The organism is Noviherbaspirillum massiliense JC206 (assembly GCF_000312045.1).
GTDB lineage: Bacteria > Pseudomonadota > Gammaproteobacteria > Burkholderiales > Burkholderiaceae_D > Noviherbaspirillum > Noviherbaspirillum massiliense.
Genome location: NZ_HE978634.1, coordinates 1,550,467 through 1,569,321 on the forward strand (window position 1 = coordinate 1,550,467; position 18,855 = coordinate 1,569,321).

General features: G+C 60.9%; 15 protein-coding genes. 9 read left to right on the forward strand and 6 right to left on the reverse strand.

Translation table 11 applies throughout. The features are described 5' to 3' along the window. Positions 1–115: 115 nt before the first annotated feature. Positions 116–1,207 (reverse strand): AraC family transcriptional regulator, encoded by a 1,092-nt coding sequence (locus tag HGHM_RS07695; protein ID WP_245549180.1) that lies wholly within the window; start codon positions 1,205–1,207, stop codon positions 116–118. An 87-nt stretch (positions 1,208–1,294) separates the two neighbouring features. Here HGHM_RS07695 and HGHM_RS23695 point away from each other — a divergent pair, with 87 nt between their 5' ends. After that, positions 1,295–2,785 carry a flavin-containing monooxygenase gene (locus HGHM_RS23695; RefSeq protein ID WP_245549182.1) on the forward strand — a complete coding sequence of 497 codons (1,491 nt, stop codon included), beginning with the start codon at positions 1,295–1,297 and terminating at the stop codon, positions 2,783–2,785. Further along, positions 2,782–3,798, forward strand: a complete 1,017-nt coding sequence (locus HGHM_RS23700) for an alpha/beta hydrolase (RefSeq protein WP_245549184.1) — start codon at positions 2,782–2,784, stop codon at positions 3,796–3,798. Before HGHM_RS23695 ends, HGHM_RS23700 begins: the two co-directional genes overlap by 4 nt. 4 nt (positions 3,799–3,802) lie before the next feature. Here HGHM_RS23700 and HGHM_RS07705 read toward each other — a convergent pair whose 3' ends face one another. After that, positions 3,803–4,600, reverse strand: a complete 798-nt coding sequence (locus HGHM_RS07705; RefSeq protein WP_019140938.1) for a ferredoxin--NADP reductase — start codon at positions 4,598–4,600, stop codon at positions 3,803–3,805. Between the two features lie 180 nt (positions 4,601–4,780). On the opposite strand from HGHM_RS07705, the gene serA reads away from it, so the two are divergent. After that, positions 4,781–5,980, forward strand: coding sequence for a phosphoglycerate dehydrogenase (gene serA, locus HGHM_RS07710; protein WP_026075803.1), 1,200 nt, complete (start codon positions 4,781–4,783; stop codon positions 5,978–5,980). 54 nt (positions 5,981–6,034) lie between these two features. Here the strand turns inward: serA and HGHM_RS07715 are convergent, their stop codons facing one another. From HGHM_RS07715 to HGHM_RS07725, 3 genes are all read right to left on the reverse strand, one after another. Then, positions 6,035–7,435 carry a SpoVR family protein gene (locus HGHM_RS07715; protein ID WP_019140940.1) on the reverse strand — a complete coding sequence of 467 codons (1,401 nt, stop codon included), beginning with the start codon at positions 7,433–7,435 and terminating at the stop codon, positions 6,035–6,037. Positions 7,436–7,446: 11 nt separating this feature from the next. Next, positions 7,447–8,610: a DUF444 family protein gene (locus tag HGHM_RS07720; RefSeq protein WP_051155288.1), complete on the reverse strand. Its 1,164-nt coding sequence runs from the start codon at positions 8,608–8,610 to the stop codon at positions 7,447–7,449. A gap of 111 nt (positions 8,611–8,721) precedes the next feature. Next, positions 8,722–10,671, reverse strand: a complete 1,950-nt coding sequence (locus HGHM_RS07725) for a serine protein kinase (RefSeq protein ID WP_019140942.1) — start codon at positions 10,669–10,671, stop codon at positions 8,722–8,724. 659 nt (positions 10,672–11,330) lie between these two features. Here HGHM_RS07725 and HGHM_RS07735 point away from each other — a divergent pair. Then, a complete protein-coding gene (locus HGHM_RS07735) occupies positions 11,331–12,284 on the forward strand; it encodes an AAA family ATPase (protein WP_019140944.1) in 954 nt (317 codons plus the stop codon). A gap of 296 nt (positions 12,285–12,580) precedes the next feature. Next, a complete protein-coding gene (locus HGHM_RS23140; RefSeq protein ID WP_148415437.1) occupies positions 12,581–13,036 on the forward strand; it encodes a hypothetical protein in 456 nt (151 codons plus the stop codon). 86 nt (positions 13,037–13,122) lie between these two features. Here HGHM_RS23140 and HGHM_RS07750 read toward each other — a convergent pair whose 3' ends face one another. Continuing rightward, complete coding sequence (locus tag HGHM_RS07750) at positions 13,123–14,031, reverse strand: LysR substrate-binding domain-containing protein (RefSeq protein ID WP_019140947.1); 909 nt, start codon at positions 14,029–14,031, stop codon at positions 13,123–13,125. Between the two features lie 186 nt (positions 14,032–14,217). Between HGHM_RS07750 and HGHM_RS07755 the strand changes: the two genes are divergently transcribed. From HGHM_RS07755 to HGHM_RS07770, 4 genes are read left to right on the forward strand one after another with little or no spacing between them, the layout of a single operon-like run. After that, positions 14,218–15,081, forward strand: coding sequence for an FAS1-like dehydratase domain-containing protein (locus HGHM_RS07755; protein ID WP_019140948.1), 864 nt, complete (start codon positions 14,218–14,220; stop codon positions 15,079–15,081). A 33-nt stretch (positions 15,082–15,114) separates the two neighbouring features. After that, entirely contained in the window at positions 15,115–16,275 is a 1,161-nt protein-coding gene (locus HGHM_RS07760; RefSeq protein WP_019140949.1) for an acyl-CoA dehydrogenase family protein, read from the forward strand. A gap of 16 nt (positions 16,276–16,291) precedes the next feature. Next, positions 16,292–17,470: a CaiB/BaiF CoA transferase family protein gene (locus HGHM_RS07765; protein ID WP_019140950.1), complete on the forward strand. Its 1,179-nt coding sequence runs from the start codon at positions 16,292–16,294 to the stop codon at positions 17,468–17,470. Positions 17,471–17,491: 21 nt separating this feature from the next. Continuing rightward, positions 17,492–18,847: an MmgE/PrpD family protein gene (locus HGHM_RS07770; protein WP_019140951.1), complete on the forward strand. Its 1,356-nt coding sequence runs from the start codon at positions 17,492–17,494 to the stop codon at positions 18,845–18,847. Positions 18,848–18,855 lie beyond the last annotated feature (8 nt).

Genomic DNA, 18,855 nt, shown 5'->3' on the forward strand with positions numbered 1-18,855 from the left:
CTGGAGGCAAATGCAGTAAAAGAAAAGCGGGAGGATTCGACATCCTTCCGTTTTTTTTCTGCGCCGAACGTCCGTAGACCGCGGCGGCCTCGCTCTCCTTACGGCCGTTTTCTCCTTACGGCCTTTTACGATATTTCCGGTACTCACCAGGCGCGACTCCGTTCCAGCGCTTGAAAGCCTGGATGAAGCTGGATACGTCGCTGAAGCCGAGGCGCTCGGCAATCTCGGCATGCGTGAGCCTCTCCATCCGCAGCAACTCCTCGCACAAGGTGGCTCTCGCCTCGTCCAGCAATACACGATAGGACGCACCTTCCTCCTGCAGGCGCCGGCGCAGCGTGCGCGGCGTCATGTGCAGGCGAGCAGCGACCGACTCCAAATCGTTCGGCCCCGTTCCCGGCACCATCAGGCAGCGCCGTACTGCAGCCGCGACGCCGGAACGTTGTCGTCTGCGCTCGAGCAGGGCTTCGCACATTTCCTCGCAGATGGCCACTGTCAGGGGATTGGCCTGAGGGAGCGGTTGTTCGAGATACGCTTCCGCACAGACCAGGGCATTGCGTGCCGACTCATAATTCGGCTGCAGCCCGAACAAGGCCGCGCAAGGATCGTCCCGGCTGCCCGCTGCAGCAGTACCTTCGGGGGTGCGGAAGCGGAATTCCACTGCGTCAAGCGGCAACTGCCCGAGGATTTCCCTCATCAATGCGGCCGCGGCTGCCATGTCCCGCTCCACCAGAAAGCGGCGGACGGGATGTGCAAGCGCGGGCTCCTCGAACACCAGGCTGGCGAATTCTCCTTCTTCGTGTAGCGAAACGCGGGTGAATGCGAAGGTCAATGGCAGGAAGCGAAGTGCAGTGGCGATTGCGTCGCGTACGGTGGCGCTGCTGATCAGGGCATAGCCCCAGATACCGAAAGTGGTCGGGTGGTAACGCATTCCCACCCTGATCCCGAGCTGTTGAGCCGCCCCCATTACGCGCAGCAGATTGGCTACCACGCAAAGCTCCTGGTGCGCCGACACTTCGGCATGCGGGTCATCCAGTTGGTCGGGCGTCACGCCGCTTCCACTCAGCAAAGTGTCCAGCGTGCTCCCCGACTCGATGCCGAAGGCAGTCAATAGCCGTATGCCTGCCATGCTGCGGCGGTAGTCCCACGATGCGGGTGGACCTTCAACGCTTCCAGGCGATTTGGCCTGATTTTCAAGTTTTTTGTCCACTTTTTCTATTCTCCTCGTCCCGCAGCCTGCCTATACTTTTTTTTGTCAGACATCCTATCAGAAGCATCTGGGTTAACAGAACATCTCATGGAGACATCTTTCGAGCATTTGGCGGCCAGCTGCGCGGCGCCGCTGGAGGCAATCGTCATCGGCGCCGGATTCGGCGGCATCGGCTTGGCCATTGCGCTCAAGCGCGAGGGGATCCATGAGTTCCTGATCCTGGAAAAGGGCCGCGATGTGGGAGGCTGCTGGCGCGACAATGTCTACCCTGGCGCCGCATGCGACGTGCCGTCTCATCTCTACTCCTTCTCCTTCGAGCCCAACTGGAACTGGTCGCGCAAGTATGCAACCCAGCCTGAAATTTTCGCCTACCTGAAGCAGGTTGCGCGCAAATACCGGCTCGAAGGCCTTCTTCGGCTGAACACGGAAGTGGCCAGCGCAAGCTATGACGAGGCGGAACACGTGTGGCGCGTGGAACTGGCGAATGGCAGTGTCCTGCACGCGCGCATGGTGGTGACCGCCACCGGCCAATTGAGCCGTCCCGCCTATCCCGGATTGCCCGGGCTGGAAAGCTTCGCCGGCAAGTCCTTTCATTCTGCGACCTGGGACCGCGAGTATTCGCTGAAAGGAAAGCGCGTTGCCGTCATCGGTACCGGCGCATCCGCCATTCAGTTCATTCCGGAAGTCGCGGTCGAAGTGCAGCACCTCAAGGTTTTTCAGCGGTCTCCTGCCTACGTCATTCCGCGCTCGGACCGCGCTTACCGCGACTGGGAAAAGGCCATGTTCCACCGGTTTCCGTTCACCATGAAAATGGTGCGCGCCGCAATATACCTGCGGAACGAATCCTTCGCGATCGGCTTTACCCGGTTCAGGCATCTGACCAGCTTGCTGGGCGGCATTCCTTTCAAGCGCCTGCTGGCGGTACAGGTGCCCGACCCGGAATTACGCCGCAAGCTCACACCGGATTATCCCGTCGGGTGCAAGCGCATCCTGATATCAAATGATTACCTGAAGGCGCTGGCGCGGCCAAATGTTGAACTGGTCACCGAAGGGATAGAAAGGATCACTCCGACCGGCATTATCACGAAGGATGGCCGGCAGCATGAGGTGGATGCAATCATTTTCGGCACAGGCTTTGCCGCCACCGAGTTCCTCACGCCGATGAAGGTTTATGGCATGGGCGGTATCGAACTCAGCACTGCATGGAAGAACGGGGCCGAAGCCTATCTTGGCATCAGCATCCCGAGATTCCCCAACTTCTTCATGCTGTACGGCCCGAATACGAATCTCGGCCACAACTCCATCGTCTACATGCTGGAGAGCCAGATCCGGCATGTGATCGCCTGCCGGAAGAAGATGCGGGAGAGCGGGGCGCGCAGCATGCAGGTCAGGCAGGAAGCTTGCGCGGGCTACAACGCGCGGATACAGGCGCGCTTCAGGCATACGGTGTGGAATGGCTGCACCAGCTGGTATATCGACGCGTCCGGCCGCAATACCATCAACTGGCCCGGCTTCACCTTCAGGTATCGTGCCATGACGCGCGATCCCGACATGCAGCATTACGAGCTGACGCCATGACGACCGCTGCCCAACCTGCAAGCAGTCGTGCCGAAGAGGCTTTCCTGGCCAATGGCGGCGTGCGGCGCATTCCGGCGCCGCGGGTTTTTTCGGAGCGTGCGTCGGCCGCGTTCCTGCAAGCCTTGCTGCGCCTGAGCTTTCGCACCTTCATCGGCCCGCCCTTGTCGGCAGGCATGCAGCGGATGTTGGTGCGTTTCCTGGCGCTGGTCATGCCGGGCGCGGAGCGGACATCGCGCCATTGGAAAAAGCTCGGCACACTCCCTGTCGAAGTAACCATCCCGCTGGCCGGCACGCCTGCGGGCATTGTGCTGTACCTGCATGGCGGCGCATTCTGCCTCGGTAGCCCGATGACCCACCGCAGCCTGACCAGCCGTCTTGCGGCCTACGGAGGATTCACCGTGTGGACGCCGGATTACCGCCTCGCACCGGAGCACCCGTTTCCGGCAGCACTGGAAGACGCCTGCGCCTGCTATACCGCACTGCTTGACCAGGGCTACCATCTAGGGGAAATCATCATTGCAGGAGATTCCGCGGGCGGCAGTCTTGCATTGGCGCTGGCCCTGCATTTGCGGGAGCGGGGCATCGCCATGCCGGCATGCATGCTTCTGCTCTCGCCAGTGACCGGGGTGCGTCTTGACGGCGCATCCTTCCACACCCGCGCAGCGAGCGATCCGATGGTTCGCAAGAGCTGGCTGCAGCAAGCGCTGGGTTGGTATCGCTGCCCGCCCGGCGCACGCGTCCATCAACCCCTGCATCAGGACTTGCACGGCTTGCCACCCATGCTGATTCAGGTCGGGGATCACGAAATCCTGCTGGAAGATTCCATTCGCCTGGCGGAACACGCCCGAAGCTGCGGGCTGGAAGCGACGCTCGAAATCTATGAGGAGCGCTGGCATGTGTTCCAGCTGCAGGCGCCTTTCCTGCAATCCTCGGTAATGGCTATTCAAGGGCTGGCGGATTTCGCAAAGCGCCGGCTGCGCAGACAGCCGGCAGCACAGCGGACCACTTCCTGATCGATTACCAATAATTCTCCGTCAGGAATTGCCCGGGAATCGCACGCCGCACTGGCCGCATTTCCCGCGCATGCAGGATGCGGCGCATGTCTTCGATCATGGCCGGATTTCCGCACATCATGATGCGCGATGCTTCCGGCGTCATGGCAATGCCGGCTGCCTTTTCGAGTGATCCATCCTCCAGCAGTGTCGTGATCCTGCCCTCCAGGTATCCTTTGGCGCTGGCTGCGTCCTTGTCCCGGCTGACGGCGCCGATGACTTGCAGCGTCGCCGGGGAAGGGGCATCCACCGGAGGACGCTGGGCCAGTGCACGCAACTCGTCATGGTAGGCGAACTCGCTCGCATGCCGCACCCCGTGCACCACGATCATCCGGCGGAACCGCGTCCATGCCTCGGCATCTCGCAGGATGGAAATGTAGGGTCCGATGCCGGTGCCGGTGGCGAACATCCAGAAATCCTCGCCGCCGGTGAAACGGTCCATCGTCATGAAGCCGAAGCACTGCTTTTCCACCCAGATCTTCGCGCCAGGCTGGAGATCCCTGAGCACTGTCGTGAACAGGCCGCCGGGCACCACGATGCTGTAAAACTCCAGATGATCCTCTTTCGGTGCCGACGTCATGGAATACGCACGCCACACCATGCATTCGTCGGCCAGCAAGCCCAGGCGTGCGAACTGGCCCGCGATGAAACGATATCCGGGCGGCCTGGTCGTGGTGAAGCTCAGCAGGTTGTCGGTCCAGCGGCGGACGTCAAGAACGGTTTCCTGCGTTGCCTTGTCGGTGTTGGCCGTGTCGTTGGTCATGTATAGGGTCCATGGAAGAAAAGCGCGGGTTTCGAGGCGGACATGAAAACCGACGGCGTGGCAGAATGTCTTATCCCGAAAGACGCAGGCAACATGACGCCTGCCATGTATCTGGACCTTGCTTCGGTTTCCGCAAGTGGCGCCGGTTACATTTTAATTCCCGAAACCATAGGACTGACGATGACGAAGATTGTTCTACTGGAAAAGATCCACAAGAGCGCGGTTGCCCATTTCCAGAACGAAGGATTTGACGAGGTTGTGGAGATTCCGACGGCATTGGCTGGCAATGACCTGATCAGCGCATTGCAGGATACCGACGTGGTTGGAATCCGTTCCGGCACGCATCTCACGGCAGAGGTGCTGAAGGCGCTGCCGAAGCTGCGCAGCATCGGGTGCTTTTGCATCGGGACCAATCAGGTTGATTTGAATACCGCTGCGATGCGCGGCATTCCGGTATTCAATGCGCCGTTTTCGAATACCCGGTCGGTGGCTGAACTCGTGATTGCCGAAGCCATCCTGCTTCTGCGCCGGATTCCGGAAAAGAACGCGCGGGCGCATCGCGGGAAATGGGAAAAGACGGCCCTGGGCGCCTACGAGGCGCGCGACAAGCTGCTGGGCATCATCGGATACGGAAATATCGGCTCCCAGCTGGGCGTGCTGGCCGAAAGCATCGGCATGCGGGTCTGCTATTACGACATTGAGAGCAAATTGCCCTTGGGGAATGCAAAGCCGATGGCTACGCTGGAAGAACTCCTGGAACAGGCAGACATCGTGTCCCTGCACGTGCCTGGCGGCAAGGCGACCGAGCTCCTCATGGATGCGCGCCGCCTGCAGCTGATGAAACCGTCTGCCATCCTGATCAATGCCTCCCGCGGCGGCGTGGTCGACATCGACGCCTTGTTCGAGGCGCTGAAGGAAAAGCGTCTGTCGGGCGCTGCGCTGGATGTGTTCCCGGCCGAGCCCAAGAATGACAAGGAGGAATTCGTGTCGCCGCTGCGCGGGCTGGACAACGTGATCCTGACGCCGCATATCGGCGGCAGCACGCAGGAAGCGCAGGAAAACATCGGCCGCGAAGTCTCGGACAAGCTGGTGCGATTCCTGAAGGCGGGCACGACGCGCTGGGCAGTGAATTTCCCCGAAATCCCGCACCGCGAGAAGGAAGTGCGAAGCCGCATCCTGCACGTGCATCGCAACGAGCCCGGCGTGATCGCCCGGATGAATGCCGACTTCGCGGAGATGGGTCTCAACATCGTCGCGCAGCAGCTGCAGACCCGCGGTCCCATAGGTTATGCCGTGACCGACGTCGATGCCCCGATCTCGCAGGCATTGCTGAGCAAGCTGTGCAAGGAGCCGGCAACGATACGCTGCAACCTGATATGAGGCGTACCTGCGCCGCCTCCCGGGCGGTGCCGCAACGCAGCAGGACGAAAACGGTCAGATCCGCTTGCTGGTGACCACCCGCGCTTCGCCCCGATCGCCAACCGTATGCAGGGTGACGGGACGGCGCCAGACCTTGCCGATATACTCCAGCACGCGCTCGGCGCGGCTCAGGTCGACCCCGCGGCCGTCGCTCTGGTGATCATGCAGGAGCTGCAGACTGCCATCGACATGCAGATGGTTCGCTGCGATGCGCGGTGCGCCGTAATTGAATTTCGGCGCCAGGATCGCTTCATGAACGGCATGGATGCTGTTGTCCGAGATCCGGATGTCGCCGTCGTCGCGTGCCTGGTAGACGAACAGCTGAAGCTTTTCGGCAAGCTCGCGCGTGAGGTAGTTGCGAATGAAGCCGAAGTCATCCTCTTCCTTGCAAATCCGGCGCGCGGCTTCCAGTCCATGCTTCTCGATGATGTCTTCCCAGATCGAGAAGCCGAGATGATAGGGATTCACCGCCAGCGCCAGCTGCTGCTCGGCAGCATAGGGCCGGACCACGTCGGAGTGCGCCTTGATCGCAGAGAGGTACAGGTCCTGCGGCAGGAAGTCGGCCTCGCGCAGCAGGCGCGCGTGCCAGTAGGATGCCCATCCTTCATTCATGATCTGGCAGGCGAACACCGGATAGAAGTAGAACGATTCCTCGCGTACTGCCAGGAAGATGTCGCGTTCCCAGTCTTCCAGATCGGGACCGTAGTGGGCGATGAACCAGAGCAGATCGTATTCGGGCTGTGGCGGAATCGATGCCCGTCTCGGTGCCGGGGCGGCTTCCTCGGGCGGCCTCTCACCCGGCAGACTGCGATAGCGGCGATGGAACGCATCCAGTTCGGGCGCAATCTCAGCCTTGGCCGGCGCAGCCGGCGGCGTGGTCGGGTACAGGGGGCGGTGCAATTCGCGGTTGATGTCGATGTGCGGTTCAAGCGCGAGCGCGGCATCGAGTACTGCTTCCACGCGCTGCTGTCCATGTTCGTGCAGGGCTTCCTCGATGCGATGCGCGCGTGCCGCCGCCTGCTCGAGGATGTGCCCGCCCGCCATTTCCATGAACTTGGCGAACAGGTGGTTGTTCTTGGCGAAGTCCGCATGGCCGAGCACATGCGCAGTCACCAGCGTGTTCTCGGGCAGGGTATTGCTGTTGACGAGATACGCCCGGCATGGATCGCCCGGAAACATCACTTCGAAAATCCGGGAATGCCCCATGCCCTGCCGGATCAGCTGATGGATGTAGCGGATGCCGAATGACCAGTGCGGCATCCGGACCGGCAAGCCATAGACGGCGATTTCCATCATGAAGTTGTTCGGCACCAGCTCGAAGTCGACCGGATAGTAATCCAGGCCAAGGTCCCGGGCGAGCTGCTCGATCCGGGCGGAATATTCCTTCAGGGTTTCATTGGAATCCGCAGTGCACATGGATATTTCCCTTACTCAGCCTGCTGTTGCGTGAAGAACTTGCGTATCGCCTTCCACACGTCTTCATGATGGGAGAGGACGCAGCTGCCGATCGGCGCGCCGGCGCGCTCGACTTCGCCGCAAAGCATTTTCATTTCCGTCTCGCTGGCGCGCGGCGACCCTGGCACGGTTTCCACATAGCCGATGTAATTCAGGAGCCCGCCCAGCCGCGTCAGGTACTCGATGGCCGCGGAGCGGTCCTCGGTGAAGTTCTCGCCGTCGGAGGCGTAAAACATGTAGCCGTTGTACTGGGACGGGTCGTATTCCTTCTCGACCAGCTCGACGGCCAGCTTGAACGCCGTCGAGGCGCCGGTGCCGCCGGTGCCGCTGACGTTGAAGAACTCGCTTTCCGAGAATTCCCAGGCCTGTGTCGTGTGGGCGATGAAGCGGGTTTCCACCTTCGAGTACTTGCGCCGGATGCCCTGCAGGGCGAAAAAGAAGAAACTCTTCGCGAGCTTGCGTTCGGCGTCGGTCATGCTGGCGGACACATCAAGGGCAAATATGACAACTGCATTGGTTGCCGGCTTGCGCCGATGCACCAGCTGCTTGAAGCGCAAGTCTTCATTGGTGAAGGGCACCGGATTTTCCTGGGTGGCGCGGCGCTTCACCGCTTCCTTTACCGTGCGCCGGCGGTCGAGCCGGGCACGGGCGCCGTGCTTGTCCCAGCCTTCGCGCACGTATTCCTCGTCATTCACATGGACATTGCGCTTGGGCTGCAGGTCGGGAAGCTGCAATTCTTCCCAAAGCCAGTCGATGATGTCATCGACCTTGAACTCCAGCAGCATCCTGACTTCGCCTTCGCCATTCCCGCCTTCACCCTCGTCGCCGCCCATGTCCAGCGGGGACGGCGCCTGGCGCAGGATGTCGCCCGGCTTGCCCTGGCCCTGGCCGGCGCCCGTGGCAGGCTGGGAAGAGGAATCGGCGAGACGAAAGCGTGCGTGCTCCAGCATGCGCACCGGGACCTGGACAGTACGGTCCTGCGAACCCGTCATGACGTCCGGTCCGGCGACCAGGTTGGGCAGGTTTTCCTGCACCGCCTCCCGCACCTTGTCGTTATGCCGCAGCCAGTCGCGCGCGCCACGTGAAAACAAGTCGTACCACGGTGTTCCTGTAGAAATCGTAATGTGGTTCACCATATGTTTCCCTATCACCATTCATGCCGGGCCGGCGCATACCGCTTAAATGCGCAGTACGTGCCGGCCGGAGCCGTTTGAGTCCGCGCGCTATCTGCTGGTTCTCATTTTTCTTTACTCCTGTGCCATCAGTGTCGTGACATAGTTGAGCGCTTCGCGCGCGCTATGGGTGTCGTAGCCGTATTCCTCGACCAGGCGCTTTTCGACCACTGAAATCTTCTGCCGTACTTCCTCGTCCGGCCGGGCACTGGAACTGACGAGGCGGAGGACATCGCGTCGTTGTTCAAACAGGTATTGCTGAACCGCATTGTGCAATTGGGCATGGCTGTCAAGCGTGAATTTCTCGCCGCGCTTGTAGGCTCCCATCGCCTTTCTGACCACTTCCTGGCGGAACGATTGCTTGCCCGAGTCGGAAATATGGATCTTTTCTTCCACCGCCCTCAGGAAGCGCTCGTCCGGGCGCCGTTCCTCGTTGGTAATCGGATCCTTGATCTGGCGGTTGTCGAGCATGGCTTCCACTTCGTCCAGATACTTGTCGAGCAGATCCTGCGCTTCCTGCTCGAAGGATACGAACAAGGCCTTGTGCACGTCTTCCTTGACCCAGCGGTTGTAAAAGTCCTTGCGGGCCAGAACCAGGTAATCGACCCACTTGCGCTTCTTCTTCGGGTCGATGCGCGCATCGTTCTCGATCCCGTCCTTCAGGGCCAGCAAGACATCCATCGTCGTGAGGCTCTTGGTATTGGACTGGATGATCGCGTTCGACAATGCATTGATGACGAAGCGAGGCGAGATACCGCCCAATCCTTCATCCGGCATCTTCTGCTTCATCCGCTCCACATCCGCGTGGGCGTAACCTTCCACCTCCTCGTTGGCGTAGAGACGCACCCTCTTGGATAGTTCAACTTCGCGCTCGTCGCCTTCATGCAGGCGGGTGAGAATCGCGAACACCGCGGCAGCATGCAGCACATGCGGATCGAGATGCACTTCGCGGAAGGTGGGTGCAGCCGAGGAAATCAGCTTCTTGTAAATCCGGGCCTCATCCTTGTAATTCAGCGTGTAGGGCACCTGGATGATCACCATCCGGTCGAGCAGCGCCTCGTTCTCGCTCTCCTGCAGGAACTTGCGGAATTCCGCGAGGTTGGTGTGCGCAAGAATCGTTTCGTCGAGGTAGATCAGCGGGAAGCGCGATACCTTCACGTTCTTTTCCTGCGTCAGCGTGAGCAGCAGGTACAGGAATTCGCGCTTGACCTTCAGGATCTCGATCATTTCCAGCATGCCGCGGCTGGCTGCATAGACGGCGCCCGACCAGGACCAGGCACGCGGGTCGCCTTCATCGCCGTACTCTGCGACTTTAGACAGGTCCACCGAGCCCACGAGATCGGCGAGATCGGCAGTGGTCGGATCGTGCGGCGCATAGGTGCCGATGCCGACGCGTCCCGCTTCGGAGATGAAAATGCGCTCGACCGGCATGGTCATGAAATCGCCCTTGTGTTCGGTCTCCAGGCGGGTGCGGCAATGCGGGCATACCTCGCCGGTGACTTCCACACCATAGGTTTCGCGGAAGGACGGACGCAGGGAATGCGGGATCAGGTGCAGCGGCGATTCATGCACCGGGCAGCCCTTAATCCCATAGAGCGCGCCGTCATCCGTCAGACTGTACTCTTCCAGGCCGCGCTTGAGAAGAATCACGAGGGAAGATTTTCCGCCGGACGGAGGGCCGAGCAGAAGCAGCAGCCTGCGTCCCACCTCGGAGCCTGCAGCCGCTGCCTTGAAGTAGTCAACGACACGATCGATTGCTTCGTCGATGCCGAACAACTCATCGGCGAACAGCTTGCAGCGGAAATTCCCCGAGCCATCCACATCCCCCATCCAACGGATCATGTCCCACATGTATTGATGAGAACTGCGTGCAGCTCCTTGCGGATTGGCGGGAATGATTTTCTGCACGAACTGCGACAGAGTCCCTGACCAATAACTGGCGCGATGCTCCTGAGTGAACGCAACCAGGCTCTTCATGAAGTTTTCTTGCTGCTCGGCATTTCTGCCATTCTCTTCATTCATCATCACTTTGCTTCCCTAGAAGTTATGGGGGATTCACCTGATGGACATCGGAATAAGATTTACGTTTCTTCCAACATCGCTTTTAGTATAGGGCGCTTCAGAAATGTCGACTCATGACCACTATCAATGAAGTCGACCATCTGTTCTGTATTGAATGTAGACGCGCAAGGTGAAGATGCAAGATGCATGCAAGCAGGCTGATCTTATTTGGCGACACTTGCCGGTTCATGATCTTCACCATGGCGGTGCATGAATTACCGGGCGGTATCTGTCCGAGTATCAAGGTTCGTATCGGCTTGTACGATTGAAGCGGAAATAGATGCATTACGCTCTCCGCTACAGGAATTCGACGTGTATCGGACTTGAAAAAATTACATGGATTGCTTGCGTTGAATCACATGGAGAGACGGTGGCATGCGGCATAGAATTCCGACATGAGGCTGTGCCCAGTGCGAATTCGCAACGAACGAGACCGCGCATGCATCCCTGACCTCGCCGCTATTTCTAGCGGGCGCATTTCTTGTTAGGATGGAACAGCGATTGCAGCATGCAGAAAAGAAGTCTGCGCGTGCCGTATGACGACAACACGCGAAAGTCTCAAACCGCGTGCACGCTGTCGCATGAAGTAAGGTACATACATGGTTTTCAGGAGGTTCTCGGCCATGACGATCACGATTGCCCGCTCTCATCCGGTCTACGACGTGCAGGAAGTGGAAAGTGCCCAGGAACGGGCGCGAGCACTCAATTCACCCGAGCTGGAGGCGTTCTATGAAAACATGCTGGCGATGGGTGGCGACCGCTTCGTGACCACGCCTTCCTCACCGGAGGCATTCGATCCCCTGTATGAAGATTGTCCCAACTTCGGTGAAGTACTGGATGATCTTGCACGCTACCTCGGACTGGCCCTTGCAGGCGGTGCAAGCGTGAACGTGATGCCGGTGCTGCTGCTTGGCGACCCTGGTGTTGGAAAAACCCATTTTGGAAAAAGGCTGGCGACGGCACTCGGCACGGAATTCGAGTTCATCAGCATGAATGCGTTGTCTGCGGGTTTCGTGATCACCGGCAGTTCTTCGAGCTGGCGCGGGGCGAAATGCGGCAAGGTGGCGGAGCGCCTGGTGCGCGGAAAATTCGCCAACCCGGTGGTGTTGCTGGACGAAGTCGAGAAGGCGACCGGCTCCACGCAGTCGGATCCGCTCGCGGCGCTGTATCAGTTGCTCGAACCCGAAACCTCGCGCGCATTCCATGATGAATTCATCGATGTCGACCTCGATGCGAGTCAGGTGTTCTGGGTATTGACCGCCAACAGCCTCGAGGGCATACCGCCTGCACTGCTGAGCCGCATGGCGGTCTACGAGGTGCCGTCCCCGACACGGGAACAGGCTGCGGGCATCGCGAAGCGCATTTACGCCGGCTTGCTGCGCGAGCTGAAGCTGAAAAAGCTCGACGCCGACCTGCCGGAGAATGTGCTGGACAAGATGTCGGAAATTTCGCCGCGGGAAATGCGCAAGGCTTTGCTTGATGGAATGGGATTCGCCGTCGCTGCTGGCAGGACCTCGCTCGTGCCGGAGGACATTCGCCTGAAGGCCGACGGCGGCAAGCGCCGCATCGGCTTCTAAACCGCATCGCAAGACCGCGTTCGTACTGCGCCTGGCTGACGGCTTTCCTCTCCGTCTGGAATCTCTTCCCCTTGCGAAAAGGGAGGGCCGGTTGCGCCAGCCGCCCGCTTTCCCGTTGCCGAAACTCATCGCACATCGCGGTTTCCTGCGCCGGATCAGAGATCGGCGTGTTTTCCGAAGTTGACGAAACTGAAAGAGCTTCTTTCTGTCTATTTCATCAGAGCCCTGTTGGCGGGCAGTGTTTCGCATTGCTCGTGGCAGAACTGTCCTAGAGGAAATTAATTTCGGAGGAACTGATGAAAAAACTGTCGATCTCGATCTTCGCTGCCCTGTTTGCCATGGCAGGCTTGGCATTTGCACAGAGCAGTTCAAGCGGTTCGAGCCATTCCGGCAGCTCGGGCAAGTCGAGCGGCACCAGTGGTTCAAGCGGTTACAGCAGCTCGAGCGGATCCATCGGATCGAGCAGCTCGGGAAGCTCAGGCGCTTCGAGCGGAGTCCAGGAAAGCACCGATCCCGCGAAGATTTCAGCGATCGAGGACCGTGCAAGGGAACTGCAGTCGCAGCAGCAAGCCTCGTCGCAGGGGCAGGCATCTTCCGGCGATTCGTCCGGCGCATCGTCCGGCAAGAGCAGCGCCAAGAAAGCGAAGCGCCACTCGAAACGCAGCACATCCGGCAAGAGCGGCTCCAGTGCTGACAGCTCCTCCGGTTCGAGCGGTGGGAGCAGCTCTTCCGGCTCTTCCGGAAGCAAGTAAGCAGAGCTACGCTATCAGCCCGCAACTCCGGTAACTCCGGCGTTGCGGGATCGTTCTGCGTCCCGTTTGATGCAGTCGTGGCGCGGTCAGCGTGTTGATTCCGGCGGAGACTGCAGCAGCAGGTCGATCAAGTCCCGCGCGAAAGCCGGCAGCAGATCCAGACTGCGAACACAGATCTGCAGGTTGCGAATGGCCCATTCGTCGCTCAGCAGGATGATCCGGATCGCCATCGATTGCGCATGCCTGCGCGCTGCCGATTCCGGCAGAATGCCTATGCCGACATTGGCTTCGATCATGCGGCATGCAGCCTCAAAATTTCCCACCTGCACCCGCATCTTCAGGGACCTGTTCAGGTCGGCAGCTGCCTTGCTCAGAAAGGCGTGAATGGCACTCGCCTCGGTGAGCCCGACATAATCGTAGTCCGCGGTCTCCTCGAATTTCACTTCACTGCGCTCGGCCAATGGGTGATGGGGCGAGGTTGCGAGCACCAGACGGTCCTGGCGGTAGGGAAGAACCTGCAAGCCTTCGGTACGCACGTTGCCCGCCACCAGACCGATGTCGGTGCTGCCGTCGCTTACTGCCCGCACGATGTCGTGGCTTAATTGCTCCTTCAGGTCGACATTCACATCCGGATGGCTCGCGAGATAAGAGCCCAATACCGTCGGCAGGAATTCCGTGATGGCGGTGGTATTCGCGAAAATCCGCAGATGACCTTTCACCCCCTGCGCATACTCCTGCAGCTCGGCATCCAGCTGGCGCAGCTGCAGGAGCACCATGCGCGCGTGGTGCGAAAACGCCTGCCCGGGCGGCGTGAGGGTCACGCCCTGGCTGGTGCGGTAAAGGAGCTTGGTGCCGAGCCCGTCTTCCAGATGCTTGATGCGCAAGCTCGCAGCTGGCGCCGAGATGTGGGAACGTTCGGCACCGCGGGTCAGGCTGTTCGTCTCGGCGATGTTGACAAACAGTTTCAGGTCGACCAGGTCAAAATGCGTTGCCATTCGGGGATCTCCAGCAGCGGCGCGGGGGCAGCGTTCGCCCCCGCGTTCGGGACGCACATGGTAGCACGCAGCATCAGCCGCCCCTGGACGTGATCCGCCAGGCCGCTTAAGCGCAGGCTAAGCCGGCGTTTGGCAAATGCAAATTCCCAGCCGGCGCTCGCTCCGGCAAGCTATTGCCTGTCAAATATGGAGCGTCAAAAGATGGACATCGATCACCTCAGGTCATGGATCGGCCGCACGGAAACCCTGGACGATCTCGTTACGCCGACGCCGATTGCCGCGTTGGCTGCTACGCTGGACCGAGATGACCCGCAGCCGCGCAAAGGCGACGCGCTGCCGCCTCTATGGCACTGGCTCTATTTCCTGCCTTTGCACCGGCGATCCGAACTCGGCCAAGATGGCCACGCCAGGCGCGGGGGCTTCCTGCCACCGGTGCCGCTGCCGCGCCGCATGTGGGCGGGTGGACGGCTGCGCTTCCATCATCCGCTCCGGGTTGGCGAGGACATTTCCCGCACCTCCCAGATCGTCGATGTCAGCCACAAGCAGGGACGCAGCGGAGAGCTGGTGTTCGTGCTGGTGCGCCACGAGATCAGCAACGATCAGGGCGTCGCGTTGACCGAGGAGCACGACATCGTCTATCGCGACAACCCCAAGCCGGAGGATCCGGTCGCCGAGCCGCCAGCCGCGCCTGCGGAAGCCGCCTGGAGCCGCGTCATCACGCCCGACGATGTGCTGCTGTTCCGCTATTCCGCGCTGACCTTCAACGGCCACCGCATCCATTACGACCGCCGCTACGTCACGGAAGTGGAAGGCTATCCCGGGCTGATCGTGCACGGGCCACTGATCGCGACGCTGCTGGTGGACCTCCTGCGGCGCAATCTGCCGCAGGCCGATCTCGCCGAGTTTTCCTTCCGCGCCGTGTCGCCGGTGTTCGACGTCGCGCCATTCTCGGTGTGCGGGCAACCGGAGGCCGACGGCAAGACGGTGCGCCTGTGGGCGAAGAATGCGGGCGGCGGACTGGCGATGCAGGCAACGGCGCGCCTGCGCTGAATCCATCCTTACCGACAGAACAGTGGAAGATACATGCTGACTACCAACGACCAATATCAGGAAATCCGCGATGCGGTACGCGACTTGTGCGGGCAGTTCTCCTCCGAATATTTCCGCAGGATCGATGAAGAGCGCGGCTATCCGGAAGAATTCGTGAATGCGCTCACCAAGGCCGGCTGGCTGGCCGCGCTGGTTCCGCAGGAGTACGGCGGCTCCGGGCTGGGCCTGACCGAAGCTTCGGTGATCATGGAAGAGATCAACCGCAGCGGCGGCAATTCAGGCGCCTGCCACGGCCAGATGTACAACATGGGAACGCTGCTGCGCCACGGGTCGCCGGAGCAAAAGCGCCAGTACCTGCCGAAGATTGCCAGCGGCGAACTGCGGCTGCAGTCGATGGGCGTGACCGAGCCGACTACCGGCACCGACACCACCAAGATCAAGACCACGGCGGTGAAGAAGGGCGACCGTTATGTCGTCAACGGCCAGAAGGTCTGGATCTCGCGCGTGCAGCATTCCGACCTGATGATCCTGCTCGCGCGTACGACGCCGCTGGACGAGGTCAAGCGCAAGTCGGAAGGCATGTCGATCTTCCTGGTCGACCTGAAGCAGGCGATAGGCAATGGCCTGAGCGTGCGGCCGATCCCGAACATGGTCAACCATGAAACCAATGAACTGTTTTTCGAGAGCCTGGAAATCCCGGCGGAAAACCTGATCGGCGAAGAAGGCAAGGGCTTCAAGTACATCCTCGACGGCCTGAACGCCGAGCGCACGCTGATCGCGGCAGAATGCATCGGCGATGGTTACTGGTTCATCGACAAGGTGGTCAAGTATGCCGGCGAGCGCGTGGTATTCGGGCGCCCGATCGGCCAGAACCAGGGCGTGCAATTCCCGATCGCGCGCGCCTTCGTCAATGTCGAAGCGGCGAACCTGATGCGCTTCAAGGCCTGCGAACTCTTCGACCGGCATGAGCCTTGCGGCACGCAAGCCAACATGGCCAAGCTGCTGGCAGCCGATGCGTCCTGGGAAGCGGCGAATGCCTGCCTGCAGTTCCATGGCGGCTTCGGCTTTGCCAATGAATACGACGTCGAGCGCAAGTTCCGCGAGACGCGCCTGTATCAGGTCGCGCCGATCTCGACCAATCTGATCCTTTCGTACGTGGCCGAGCATGTGCTCGGACTGCCGCGTTCGTTCTGAAAGCGGGGAGAAGCGAATGCGTCCACTCGACGGAATCACTGTCATCACGCTGGAACATGCGATTGCCGCGCCGTTCTGCACACGCCAGCTGGCCGACCTCGGCGCCCGCGTCATCAAGGTCGAGCGTCCCGGTGTCGGCGACTTCGCGCGGGCGTATGACGAGCGCGTGCATGGCCTGGCTTCCCACTTCGTCTGGGTCAACCGCTCCAAGGAGAGCCTGACCCTCGACGTCAAGCACGAGGAAGCGCACGCCGTACTGCGCAAGCTGCTGGCCAAGGCCGATGTCCTGGTGCAGAACCTCGCGCCCGGTGCGGCAGCCCGGCTCGGCCTGTCCTATGAAGCGCTGAAAGAAGAATTTCCGGGCCTGATCGTCTGCAACATTTCCGGCTATGGCGAGGATGGCCCTTACCGCGACCGGAAAGCCTACGACCTGCTGATCCAGAGCGAATCCGGCTTTCTGTCGGTGACCGGCTCACAGGAAGAACCGGCCAAGGCGGGCTGTTCGATTGCGGACATCTCGGCCGGCATGTATGCCTACACGAATATTCTTGCTGCCCTGATCCAGCGCGGGAAGACCGGGAAGGGCTGCAGCATCGATGTGTCGATGCTGGAAAGCATGGTCGAGTGGATGGGCTATCCGCTGTACTATGCCTTCGAGGGCGCAACGCCGCCGCCACGCGCGGGTGCCGCCCACGCGACCATCTATCCCTATGGTCCGTTCCGCTCCGGCGACGGCAAGACCGTCATGCTCGGCCTGCAGAACGAGCGCGAATGGGTGGTGTTCTGCGAGAAGGTCCTGCGGCAGCCGGAGCTGGCGCGCGATCCGCGCTTTGCCTCCAATTCGGCGCGCACCGCCGCACGCGAGGAATTGTGCAAGGTCATTCTCGAAGTCTTTTCCACCCTGAGCGCGGAACAGGTGACGCAGCGCCTGGATGAGGCGCAGATCGCCAATGCGCGCATGAACGACATGCACGAAGTCTGGGAGCATCCGCAGCTGAAGGCACGCGAGCGCTGGCGCAGCGTCGACACGGCTGAAGGCCCTATACCCGCCTTGCTGCCGCCCGGCTCGACCAATTGCTGGGAACCGAGGATGGATGCGATCCCGGCGCTCGGTGCGCACACTTCTTCCATCCTCTCGGAACTTGGCTATGACGAATCGGCCATCAAAAAGCTGCAGCAGGAAAAGGCCATCTGAACCCTTATCGACCTCATCATCATGACCGAACACACGACCGAAGCCCTGGCCGCCTTTGCGGCGACACTCGAATATGCCGACATTCCGGCGCCGGTGCGCCGCCGTACCGAAGACCTGTTCCTCGACTGGTTCGGCTCCGCGCTTGCAGGCAAGGGCGCGCGGCCCGTGGAAAGCATCGAGCGCTTTGCGCAAGTGATGGGACCATCGACCGGCCCTTCCGAAGTGCTGATCTCGCGCCGCACCACCTCGCCGATGTTTGCCGCCATGGTGAATGCAGCGTCCTCGCATTTTGCGGAACAGGATGATGTGCACAACGGCTCGGTATTCCATCCCGCGACCGTGGTGTTTTCGCCGGCGCTGGCCGTGGCCCAGTCCCTCGGCAGTTCCGGCACGGAGCTGCTGACGGCTTCGGTGGCTGGCTATGAAGTCGGTATCCGGGTCGGCGAGTTCCTCGGACGTTCGCATTACAAGATTTTTCATACCACAGGCACCGCAGGCACGATCGCCGCAGCTGCCGCAGTGGGCCGGCTGCTCAAGCTGAGCCCGGTGCAGATGCTGCATGCATTCGGCTCCGCCGGCACGCAGGCAGCGGGCCTGTGGGAATTTCTGCGCGACGCCGCCGATTCCAAGCAGTTGCATACCGCGCATGCCGCATGCAGCGGATTGTGGGCAGCGTATCTCGCGAAGGATGGCTTCACCGGCGCAAAACGCATCCTTGAAGGGACGCAATCCATGGCCGCCGGCATGTCGCGCGATGCGGATGCGAAGCGCCTGACAGAAGGATTGGGCCAGCGCTGGGCCACCGCCGAAACGTCCTTCAAGTTCCACGCCTCCTGCCGTCATACCCATCCCGCGGCGGACGCATTGCTGCAGGTCATGCAGGAGCACAAGCTGCGGCCCGAGCAGATCGAGGAAGTCGTGGCGGGCGTGCACCAGGGAGCGATCGATGTGCTCGGCCCGGTGACCGATCCGCAGACGGTGCACCAGGCAAAGTTTTCCATGGGCACCGTGCTCGGCCTGATCGCGCAATTCGGCCGGGCCGGCATGAGCGAATTCGAAGCGGAATTCAAGTCGGCGCCCGTGGTCGAATTCCGCAACAAGGTGCGCATGGAACTCGACGAGGAAGTCGATCGTGCCTATCCCGTGCGCTGGATCGGCAAGGTGCGTGTGAAGACCACCGATGGCCGATTGTTGCAGGGCAGGGTGGATGAGCCGAAGGGCGACCCCGGCAATACCCTGAGCCGTTCCGAACTGGAACAGAAAGCCTTGCGCCTGGCCCAGTTCGGCAAGGCTGCCACGCGGGAAGAAATGACCGGCGTATTCGCGAACGTCTGGACCCTAGAACGGATCGAAAAGATGGGGCGACTGCTGCCCTGAGGGAGGCA